Origin of the sequence: Desulfovibrio piger, assembly GCF_012843875.1 — a bacterium.
Lineage (GTDB): Bacteria > Desulfobacterota > Desulfovibrionia > Desulfovibrionales > Desulfovibrionaceae > Desulfovibrio.
This window is the reverse complement of the sequence record NZ_JABAFY010000064.1, coordinates 1-11,177: the sequence shown is the minus strand read 5'-3', so window position 1 is coordinate 11,177 and position 11,177 is coordinate 1. Positions and strand designations below refer to the sequence as shown.

At 59.1% G+C, this 11,177-nt stretch carries 6 protein-coding genes and 1 tRNA gene; 5 read left to right on the top strand and 2 right to left on the bottom strand.

The features are described 5' to 3' along the window. Positions 1 to 74: 74 nt before the first annotated feature. The gene (locus tag HF854_RS11365) at positions 75 to 1,607 is read right to left on the bottom strand and encodes a peptide-binding protein (RefSeq protein WP_240937743.1); all 1,533 of its coding nucleotides are present in this window, start codon (positions 1,605 to 1,607) and stop codon (positions 75 to 77) included. A gap of 277 nt (positions 1,608 to 1,884) precedes the next feature. Between HF854_RS11365 and HF854_RS11360 the strand changes: the two genes are divergently transcribed. Both HF854_RS11360 and HF854_RS11355 read left to right on the top strand, forming a co-directional pair. Continuing rightward, a complete protein-coding gene (locus HF854_RS11360; RefSeq protein ID WP_168936393.1) occupies positions 1,885 to 5,142 on the top strand; it encodes a DEAD/DEAH box helicase in 3,258 nt (1,085 codons plus the stop codon). A gap of 366 nt (positions 5,143 to 5,508) precedes the next feature. After that, a complete protein-coding gene (locus tag HF854_RS11355) occupies positions 5,509 to 7,215 on the top strand; it encodes a CHAD domain-containing protein (protein ID WP_168936392.1) in 1,707 nt (568 codons plus the stop codon). A 168-nt stretch (positions 7,216 to 7,383) separates the two neighbouring features. Here the strand turns inward: HF854_RS11355 and HF854_RS11350 are convergent, their stop codons facing one another. After that, positions 7,384 to 8,727 (bottom strand): deoxyguanosinetriphosphate triphosphohydrolase, encoded by a 1,344-nt coding sequence (locus tag HF854_RS11350; RefSeq protein ID WP_168936391.1) that lies wholly within the window; start codon positions 8,725 to 8,727, stop codon positions 7,384 to 7,386. Positions 8,728 to 8,973: 246 nt separating this feature from the next. Between HF854_RS11350 and HF854_RS11345 the strand changes: the two genes are divergently transcribed. From HF854_RS11345 to HF854_RS11335, 3 genes are all read left to right on the top strand, one after another. Next, positions 8,974 to 9,050: transfer RNA gene (locus HF854_RS11345), tRNA-Arg, on the top strand. Positions 9,051 to 9,421: 371 nt separating this feature from the next. Further along, positions 9,422 to 9,727: a hypothetical protein gene (locus HF854_RS11340; RefSeq protein WP_168936390.1), complete on the top strand. Its 306-nt coding sequence runs from the start codon at positions 9,422 to 9,424 to the stop codon at positions 9,725 to 9,727. A gap of 246 nt (positions 9,728 to 9,973) precedes the next feature. Continuing rightward, on the top strand, positions 9,974 to 11,177 hold a 1,204-nt coding region (locus HF854_RS11335), incomplete at its 3' end, for a hypothetical protein (RefSeq protein ID WP_168936389.1).

The window sequence follows — 11,177 nt, the reverse complement described above, 5'->3', positions numbered from 1 at the left end:
GATGTGCCGCCATATGGTCTCTCCTCATTGTAAGTGAAGAGATTATAACATACTTTTGAATTTGACGACACTATCTACGGCGTCACCTTGTAGCGCTGCAGGCTCTTGGGCACCCACCATTCCTCAAAGTTGTACATGATGCCCGCCAGGGCGGGTTTGATGCCCATGAAACGGTTCTGCACCACAGGCAGGGCATAGGGCACATAGAGGAAGCAATAGGGCTGATCCCCGTCCAGGATCTCCTGCGCCTGATGGTACAGCGCGGTCCGGCGCTGACGGTCCGGCGTGGAGCGGGCCTCTTCCAGCACTTTGTCCAGATCGGGGTTCTTGTAGTGGATGAAGTTCAGGCCGCCGGGCACGGCCTGCGAGGAATGCCAGACCGCGAAGATGTCCGGGTCCTGGGTGATGGTCCAGCCCAGGATGATGGCATCGAAGCGGCCGGTATTCACGAATTCCCGGATGAAGGCGGCCCATTCCACGGTGCGGATGCGCACGTCGATGCCCACGGCCCGCAGCTGGCTCTGGATGATGGTGGCGGTGAGGATGCGCGGCTCGTTGCCCTGGTTGGTCAGGATGGTGAACGCCAGCGGCTTGCCGTCCTTGTCCAGGATGCCGTCGCCGTCACTGTCCGTGAAGCCCGCCTCGGCCAGCAGTTTGCGGGCCCTGTCGGGATTGAAGCTCACAGGGCGCAGGCCCGGATGATAGGCCCAGGTGCCCGGCTTGTAGGGCCCGAAGGCCGGTTCCCCCAGCCCCAGCAGGACGCCCTTGACGATGTCGCCCCGGTTGATGGCGCAGGAGATGGCCTGCCGTACCTTTTTATCCTTGAAGAAAGGATGTTCCAGATTGAAGCCCAGGAAATTGTAGACCGAGGCCAGATAGCGGTATTTGTGGAAGGATTCCGCCCATTTTTTCCCCGATGTCTGGCGCAGGTACTGCTGCGGGCTCAGCTCCATCACGTCCAGACGCCCGGCGCAGGTCTCCATGAACATGGTGGCCGTATCCGGGATGATGCGGAAGACCACCTCGCTGATGTGCGGCCTGCCCAAAAAGTAGGTGGGGGAAGCTTCCAGCACGATGCGTACGCCCGGCTCCCAGCGCTGGAGACGGTAGGGCCCGGCGCCCACAGGCTTGCGGGCGAAGGAGGTGGTACGGATGTTCTGCCCTTCCAGGATGTGCCTGGGCAGGATGGGATTCATCCAGGAAGACACGGCCCGGGCAAAGAAATGCTCGTAGCGAACCTCGAAGCTGTAGCGGTCCAGCACGCGGAATTCCTTGATCTGGAGAAAGTCGTCCGCATAGGGACTGCCCGTGGCCGGGTCGATGACCATTTTGTAGGTGAACTCCACATCCGCGGCCGTCAGTTCGGTGCCGTCTTCCCAGAGGATGCCCTTGCGCAGACGGAAGCGCAGCAGACGGCCCTCGTCTTCCATGCTGAAGGACTCCGCCGCCCAGCATTCCGGCTCCAGATCCTTATTGAAGCGCAGCGGCGCCACATAAAGCAGATCCGCCACTTCGTGGGAGGCGGAGTCCGCCGTCAGATACGGGATGAGGTTGGAGGCCTCACCGATACTGCCCAGCAAAATGCGATCGCCGTCCGTGGGGGGCATGCTACCCTCCTCGTCATCCGCGGCGGCGGACAGCGGCAGACAAAGCAGCAGGAGGAGCAGAAAAAAAACTCTCCAGGGGGCGCTGCCCCCTGCCGGAGAGCCCTTGCCCGCTGCCCGGGAAGCGGCGAAAAATACCAACTTTTTTTTCATAAAATATTTTTTCATAAGTTACGCGCGTCTATTGCCATTGAAGTGATGCCTGTGATATTACTCCCAAATCTATTACTGCGATTTTTCAACGGAGCCCGCGCAGAAAACCGGGCCGCGGAGAGTATGCATGAGCAGATCTGAGCAGAACGTCGTCAGGGAGATGTGCCAGGCCTTCCTGCACGACGCCGTTCCGGAGTATATCCGTGATACGGCTTACTATATCCTGTCCGAAGGCGGGGTGCAAAAAATAAATATCCAGGAGGGCGAGACCTGGGAGGCGCAAGGCGTCATCCAGGGCGAAGACCTCCAAGTCTATACGCCCAGCCTGACTTTCTCCATCACGGATCGCAGCACCCGCCACCAGTGCAACTGTTCGGAATCCTTCACCAGCACATGCCGTCATGTGGCGGCCCTGGCCCTGCGTCTGCTGGAGGAACTGCGCAAGGAACAGGGCGACGCCGAAGAAGTCACGCCCCCTGCCAAGGACTGGAAGCAGAGCTTCCGCTCCTTCTTCTCCACAGACATGGAGCCCGAGCCCGGCAAGCACTACCTTATTTTCCGCTTCCAGCCGGAGCAGGGCCGTCTGCTGGTCTCCTTCTTCCGGGGCCGCCAGAACAAGTCCGGCCTGTCCAGCGTGCACAACGAGATCACGCTCCAGCAGATCATCAACAATCCCGACTGGTGCGAGTTCTCGCCCCAGCTGCCGCATGTGGCCCGCCAGATAGGCCAGCACCTGGACTATTACGGTCATCGTGTGGAGATCCCCGACGGTCTGACCTCGTGGTTCTTCTGGGCCGTACGCAAGGAATATTACCTGCTCTGGAAGGATACCGACCGTCCCTGCCGCATCGAGAGCACGCCCTTTGCCCTCAAGCTCAAGCCCAATTTCGATGACAACGGCTTCAGCTTCGACGTGCTGCTCAAGCGTGAAGGCCGCCCGCCCCTGCCCATCCGGGCCAACGGGGCGCCCAGCGACCACCTGCATGGCGCCGAGGCCCCCGAGGACGCGCCCATCACCTTCCACGGCCAGATGCCGCTCTGGGTCTGTTACCAGCACAATTTCTATCCCGTACAGACGGGCCTGTATCCGTCGCTGGTGCACAACCTCATCTACGAACGCCCGGTGGTGCCGCAGGAAGAGATCTCCGAGTTCCTGGACCGCGTCTGGACGCGCCTGCCCTCGTCCGAACTCTACGAGCCGCAGCAGTTCCTGCGCATGATGGAGCCCGTGTTCCAGCCGGCCACCTACAATCCCAAGCTCTTCCTGGACGAGGAAGGCAGCCTGCTGACCCTGGAGATCGACAACATCTACCAGACCCGTCACGGCGAGTTCACGCTCAACGGCCCCAACCCCGATTTCCAGACCGGCAGCTACACCTACGAAGGCCAGACCTATCTGGTGCGCCGCCATCAGGAAGAAGAGGCCCAGCTCATGAACGAGCTGGCGGGCATGGACTTCCAGGCCCGTTCCAGCAAGCTGTGGTTCCTGGAGCCGGAAGAAGCCATCGCCTTCCTGCTGGACTCCTACCCCACGCTGGTGGAGAACTACCGCGTCTACGGCGAGCGCGCCCTTTCGCGCTACAAGATGCGCACGGCCAAGTCCTCCATCTCGGCCGAGGTGGTGAGCAACGAGAAGGAAAAGTGGTTCTCGCTGGAGATCAGCGTGGATTACGAAGGCCAGTCCCTGCCCCTGGACAAGATCTGGAAGGCCTGGACCCGCGGCAAGCGCTATGTGCAGCTCAAGGACGGCTCCTACACCAGCCTGCCCGAATCCTGGCTGGAAAAGATCGCCCACAAGCTCACGGCCCTGGGCCTGGACCCCAGCAAGCCGCCGCAGACCAAGTTCAAGCAGTTCGAGGCACCGGTGCTGGACAGCCTGCTGGAAGACCTGCCCGGCGCGCGCACGGACTCCTTCTGGAACAACCTGCGCGAAAAGATCCGCTCCTTCCGCGAGGTGCGGCCCGTACCGCCGCCAAAGGCGCTGCAGGCCAATCTGCGCAGCTACCAGCTGCAGGGCCTGTCCTACCTCAACTTCCTGTCGGAATACGGCTTCGGCGGCATCCTGGCCGACGAGATGGGCCTGGGCAAGACCGTGCAGACCCTGGCCTTCATCCAGCATATGGTGGAAAGCCGCTTCGAGGGCCCCAACCTTATCGTGGTGCCCACCTCGGTGCTGCCCAACTGGGAGCGCGAAGCGGAAAAGTTCGTGCCCGGCCTGCGCCGCCTGACCATCTACGGCACGCGCCGCGAGGGCATGTTCAAGCATATCGCGGAATCGGACCTCATCATCACCACCTACGCCCTGCTGCGGCGTGACCTGGAGGAGATGGAGAAGTACGAGTTCAACACCGTCATCCTGGACGAAGCCCAGAACATCAAGAACCCCAACACCATCACGGCCCGCGCCGTGCGCCGCATCCATGCCCGCATGCGCCTGTGCCTGTCCGGTACGCCCATCGAGAACAACCTCTTCGAGCTCTGGAGCCTGTTCGAGTTCCTGATGCCCGGCTTCCTCGGTTCGCAGCATGCCTTCCAGCGCGGCATCGTCAAGCCCATCAAGGACGGCGACGCCGAGACCCTGGACTACCTGCGCACCCGCGTGCGGCCCTTCATTTTGCGCCGTACCAAGGCCGAAGTGGCCAAGGACCTGCCGCCCAAGGTGGAAAGCGTCACCTGCTGCGCGCTGGAAGAGGCCCAGGCCGAGCTCTACGCCGCCCTGGCCCGCAAGCTGCGCGCCCAGGTGCTGGCCGACGTGGACGAAAAGGGCCTGGCCAAGAGCCAGATGTCCATCCTGGACGCCCTGCTCAAGCTGCGCCAGATCTGCTGCCATCCGCGCCTGCTCAAGATCGACCTGCCCGGCTTCTCCAACAACCTGCCTTCCGGCAAGTTCGACGCCTTCAAGGACATGGTCATGGAGATCGTGGAGGGCGGCCACAAGGTGCTGGTCTTCTCGCAGTTCGTGCAGATGCTCCAGATCATCCGCCAGTGGCTGGAGTTCTCGCAGATCCCCTTCTGCTATCTGGACGGCGCCAGCAAGGACCGCTTCGAACAGGTGGACCGCTTCAACAACAGCCCGGACATCCCCATCTTCCTCATCTCGCTCAAGGCGGGCGGCACGGGCCTGAACCTGACCAGCGCGGACTACGTCATCCACTACGACCCGTGGTGGAACCCCGCCGTGGAAAGCCAGGCTACGGACCGTACCCACCGCATCGGCCAGACGCGGCAGGTGTTCTCCTACAAGCTCATCTGCCAGAACACGGTGGAAGAAAAGATCCTCAAGCTGCAGGAAGCCAAGCGTGGCGTGGCCGAGGCCATCATCCCCGGTCAGGACACCTGGAAGTCCCTGACCCGCGAGGATCTGGAGATGCTCTTCGAAGTCTAGGCAATACCGCCGCAAACAGCGTCATCACACGGCGCGGAAGCAGGGCCCTGCCCCGGCTTTCGCGCCGTTTCCCGTTTTCGGGAGGGCCCGCCTTCCGCATATCCGGGCTGTACGGCAAGGCCTTGCCGGCGGCCGCCTTCTCCCCGGCACCCCCCATCCCGGAGAAGACACGGCCGCGCCTAGTCCTCCTGCCGCAACGCTCACTGTCCCGCCGTCCCTTGGCATACGTCCCCGCAATGACGCTCAGCCCCCTTGCGCGCCTGTTTCGGGAAGGCTATGCTCCAAGCAGCCTCCGGGCCTTCATCCCTGCCTTTCCGGCCCGGGGACGCCTCTTTTTCCGACAGACGCCTGCCAAGGAGACGCCGCATGGACGAAGCTCCCCCTACCACGCCCCGCACCCTGCTCTGGCGCGGCACACGCTGCCTGCGCAATGATTCTCCCGCCCTGCGCCCCTGCGGGCTCCGCCGCCTCTGCCGGTTGTTCGGCATCGACCTGGCCGCCCGCCAGCGGGAAACCGATCTTGTCCTGTCCATCTTCGCCGGGCTGGCTCCCCAGCACGGTCTGGACAGGGACCTGGCCCCTCTGGCCGTGCTGGCCCATACCTTGGTGGAGCTGGGGGACGGGATGCCCGATGCGGGCGAGATCCTGCTCACCCATCCTCTCAAGCGCCTTGATGCCGCCGGCAACCGGCTGCTGGCCATGGTCCTGACCCTGCTCACCGTGGGCAAGGGCCGTACGGACAAGGTGGAGCCCCTGCTCACCGCCATGGGTTGTGCCCGCGACGATCCCCGGCGGCGTACCGCCGTGGTGCTGGCGGCCATCGTGCAGGTGGCCCGTTTCGCCCTGCGCTTCGATCCGCTGGAGATACGCCTGCCCGGTGAGCCCCCCGTCCTCTTCCTCATCCGGGTGCGCACGCCCCTGCGCCTGCGCAAGCAGCTGGTCATCCATGCGCCGCTCTGGGAACGCCTGTTCGGCAAGTCCTCCCTAGAATGGTTCTGGACCTTCGATGCCGATGCCGACGCGCCCATCCCGGTCCAGGCGCCGCCTTCCGGGCAATTGTTCAGCAGCCATTTCAGCGCGTATCTGCAAAAGCAGGCACGGGCCCTGCATGAGCTGGCCCGCAGCGACAGCGCCCTGGACGAAGAGCCCATCCACGATGCCCGCGTCATCCTGCGCAGCCTGCTTTCCGTCTTCCGCAGCCTGAAACCCTATCTGCGCAAGGACTGGCTGGCCTCTGTGGAAGCCGACCTGCGTACGGCCCGCAAGCTGCTGGGCGGTGTGCGGGATACGGACGTGCTTTTGGGACACATCAGGGACTATGCCTTGCGTCCTATCCCTGCCGGTGCCGCCGAGACCGCCGCCGCAAGCGGACAGGCCCCGGAAGGTACTGCCCCCCTTTTCCGGCCGGCGGATCTGCCCGCCGGTCTGCGCAGCCTGTATGCCGCCCTGCAGGAAGAGCGCGCCACGGCCCTTTCCCGTGCCGCGGTCCATTATGCCTCGGACGCCTACCGGGAGCTGCTGCACAAGCTGGATGACAATGCCGCGGCCCAGACCTGCCGCCCCATGCTGGACCGCCGCGGACGCGCCCGGCCCATGCTGCTGGCGGACATCATGGCGGCCGGTGTGGATCAGGCCACACGTGACCTTCTTGCCCATGACCGCTGGACGCACGGGCACCTGATCCCCGAAGACCTGCTGCACAACATGCGCATCGCGTTCAAGCAGTTACGCTATCTGATGGCCTTTTTCGGCAGCCAGGGCGGCAAGAACGGCGAACGCCTGATCCGCCTGTGCCGTCGCTGTCAGGAAAGTCTCGGCCAGATGCACGACAACGCCGTGGCCGCGGCCACGGCCCTGCGCCACTTGCAGCACATGCGGGAGACCCGGCAGCATGCGGAGGATGCCGACGGTCTGGAGGAATATGCCCGCTGGTGCGAGGACGAGATGCACCGCCATGCCATGGCCTTCCTGACGGACTGGGCGGACAACGGCCGGAACGAGCTTTGCCGCCTGACCCGCAAGCTTTCCCCGTCCGCAGGCGATCCGCTTCCCCTGCTCCGCCCGGACGACTAGCCGCGGGCTCCCGGACGCGCCATCGCCCCGGGAACGTGCGGCCCGGCTGGCAGCCCCTGATAAAAAAGCGCCCTTTTCAGGGCGCAACGGCAGGAAACCGGCAGGGCGGGCCATCTGGTCCCTGCCCTCCGGCTTTCGGGGCCTTTGGCCCTGTAAAAGATGCCTCCGCTAGCAGGACGTGCCCAGGAACTGGGTGGACACGAAGCTGGCGTACTGGTCGGTCATGCCGGTGATGAAATCCAGCACCCGCAGATAGGAGACGTACAGGTCATCCTCACGGCGCGGCGCATGGCCGCCCATGAGCTGCAAGGCCTGCTGCTCCTTGTAGGTGAGCCGCCCGGGATCGCAGATGCGGCGATGGCAGGCCGGGATGAAGGTATCCAGCAGGCGCTTGTAAACACTGTAGGACCCGATCTCCAGCGCCGTCTTGTGACTGTTCTTGAGGATGCGCCCGTTGAAGATCTCTTTGGCCCTGTCCATATAGGCCCGGACGTCCTCCGGCGCCATATCCATGAGCGGACCTTCGAACTCCCGCCGCATGATGCGCTCGTACTGCGCGGCGAAGGTCTCGAACAGGCTCGCGGTCACGTGACCGATGACACGGGCCCGCACATACCCGGCCCGCTCCCGGTCGGACCCCATATCTTCCAGCCGCTGCGGGTCGAGCTTCAGGCTCGGGGCCAGAGGCTCCACCACCTTCAGGATGTCCGCCAGGGTGATGATGTCCAGCTCGCGGGCGTCTTCCATGTCCACGATGCGGTAACATGTGTCGTCGGCCGCTTCGGCCAGCAGGGAGAGCGGATGGCGGGCAAAGTCGCCCCGGCGCGTTTTCAGCCCCAGAGCGCAAAACACCTCTTCAAAGATGCCCGCCTCGGCCTGATAGTAGTTGAACTTGCACTTGCCGCTCCGCGTACGGGACTGCCAGGAATCCCACGGATATTTGACCATGCTGGCCAGCGTGGGATAGGTGAGCCGGAACCCGCCCTGATCGCGGTTGTTCTCCACCACGTTGACTACCCGGAAGCCCTGGGCGTTGCCGTCGAAGCAGCGGAAATCGCTCTGATGCGTCTCCTCCAGCGCATTCATATAGGTGTGGTTGGCCGGGTCCCCGAACCAGTCACGGATGGCGAACTCGCCCGCATGGCCGAAAGGCGGATTGCCGATGTCGTGGGCCAGGCAGGCGGCTTCGAGGATCTGGCCGGGAAATTCCGGCGCGGCATACTCCGGCAGCTCGTCCCGGCGGCGCAAAAAATAGCCCGCCATGGCGCCCAGCGAACGCCCCACGCTGCTGACCTCCAGCGAATGGCTGAGGCGCGTGTGGATGTGATCGTTACGCACCAGCGGATGCACCTGCGTCTTGCGGGCCAGACGCCGGAACGAACTGGAATAGATGATGCGGTCCCGATCCTGCAAAAACGGGCTGCGGGCCGGGTCCAGCTTCTTGAAATCCACCCCGCTGCCCCCGTAGCGCAGGGGAAGGAGCAATTTGCGCCACTTTTCCTGAAAATTCATGGGACCTCCCGCGTGCCTGAGACGGTGAAGACAGACCAGTAAGTACAGAACTTGCCACGCCTGGATGCGGAACACAAGAGCGGCCGGGCCGTGGCGCACTTATGCCGCATGATTCCTGAAGTGGAAAGGGACATCTGGCCGGTCGCCAGCCTGAGCAGCAAGACGACCAGCCTGTCCCATCGCATGGACCATGGCCATACTGCCCCCTCTTGACGGACAGACGCTTGCCACCTATAAGGACAGCACGCGCTCGTAGCTCAGGTGGATAGAGCAGGAGCCTTCTAAGCTCTTGGTCGGGGGTTCGAATCCTCCCGGGCGCGCCATAATAAAATCAGGCGGTTACATGCTTTTAGCATGTGACCGCCTTTTCTTTTTTCTTCTTTTTATCCCGCTCTTATCCCGCGAAATGAACGTGAACACCTGTGTTTTCCCATGATCTGCTCTCGGCATGTTTCGGTGTTGTTGGTAAAGATTGGGGATCAGGGAAAGGCCACAGAAACTTCTGTGAAGCCTTGCCTAACTGCCAAAAGCAGCTGCCAGTGACTCAGCTCATCCTGATACCGCCATGTCTCTCCGAAAAATTATAAATAACATACTGAAATATAAGTTATTTCTAAATTTTAGAATCTACCATATTGAAAAATGTCGCTTTTGCCTACCTTGGCATCAGAAAGCATGCTTCACGGAGAAAAATATGATGCCTAACAACTCTTCCCAGTTAATCGAGACGATTATCCGCGGGCTCGAACAAGAACTTCCAGTCACATTCCAGCGTAGGGATATTCCACGCTATATCGGAAATTCTTTGGCTGTAGGGACGCTCGCAAACATAGCTGCCAAAAATGGTCCCCCGTTCATCAGAAAAGGCAATAAGGCCATCTATGAGCGCAGCAGCTTCCTGGAATGGTACGCGAAATGGTTGGCCTCAGGAGAATTTTGTAGATGCAACAAATGTGCTGATGGAGATGAGACTTCCTCCAAAAATTCCTGTGAGATGTAGTCCCACTACCCTATGTCGTGAACGGTGAACCAGCCCAGCGAAGGAGAAACCACCATGATAGACCTGTACCCCCCTTAACCCACCACTCGAGTCTCTGGATAGCTATCCTACAAATATCGTAAGAATTTTTCCCCTTTCACCCTTTAGCACGGATTGAGTCCTGACTGCTGCTCTTTAAAAATTGATAGGGATTTCAAGGAACTGTTTTAGTAAGAAATAAATTCTAGTTACCTATAGGAGAATACAATGCTGCGTGATAAGGATTACGAGTTTCTGAAGTTTGCATTTTTAAAGGAATTTATTCTAGATTCCGCAAGACATATTGAGTCTACTTGCGATAAGTATCGTACTGTTTTTGATGATATAACCTATTGGCGTAAAAATACTTTTGCCTATGTGCATTACACGAATAATTATGATAAGGAAAAAAATTTCTACAATAACTGTATGGATTATTATGAATGTGAATTGTATCAAGCATTACTTGAAGCACTTAAGTCAATGGGGATTAGCAGTTCCTCAATATTCGATGTTCATAAAATAAAAGAAACTGCTGTAATCAGTGACATCTTAACTAGAAATTATGATGCACATCGATACAAACGTTATAGCCTTAAAAAGATAGGCTGTTTTGAATATAAAAATAAACTAATGCAGTATTCTGATGAGATCGAAGATACTATATTTGGAAAAATAAAAATATACTATATTAAGTATGAATATAAAAGTGAAAATAGTATAAAGCGCTTGTGGATTCCAGCAATGCATGCATTAGAAAGGCAAGTTATAGGTCTACTTCCTCTACCAGCAACCTGTCTCAATAAAGAGAAGATTGAAAAAAATGATACTCAGACAATCATGTTTTTTGCTTCTAGTGAAGTTGCGTTAGAATGGTGCCTCATTGATAAAAAATATAAGTTACTCGATGACGGTGGATATATAGTCTCTGGTATATTCGATGACAGGCACTATGAGGATGTAGATCTGAAAAATATTCTGTGCGGGAAGAAAGTTGTTTTGGTTGCTTCTCATGAAGATGAGCGTCTTGATGGGTTAAAAAATATCATCAAGGTACTTGAGGACGCAACTTACTTGTATATTTACCCTTGGCTCATTACAGAATTGCCCTATTCGAGAGAGGATTTCCACAGTAACAGCATCATGTACGCAAGAGCTGAAAAGAACGACTACTTCTCAAATCTGGAAGATCCGGTCCTGCTGCTGAAGAAAATCGAGAGAGAGGCTCTCTCCGTAGATGAGTACAAGAAATGGAGAAAGGCTATCACCACACCTGAGGTAGCTCCCGGAGAGGCTTCTGGGGAACTCTGCTTGGCCTCTATGAGCGAAATAATGGCTACGAGACAGATGATGCCTAAGAGAATGTCCGGCATACATCTTGCTATACCAGTTTTCTCCAAAGGATACAGGCCAAAGCAAGGTAAAGTAGTCC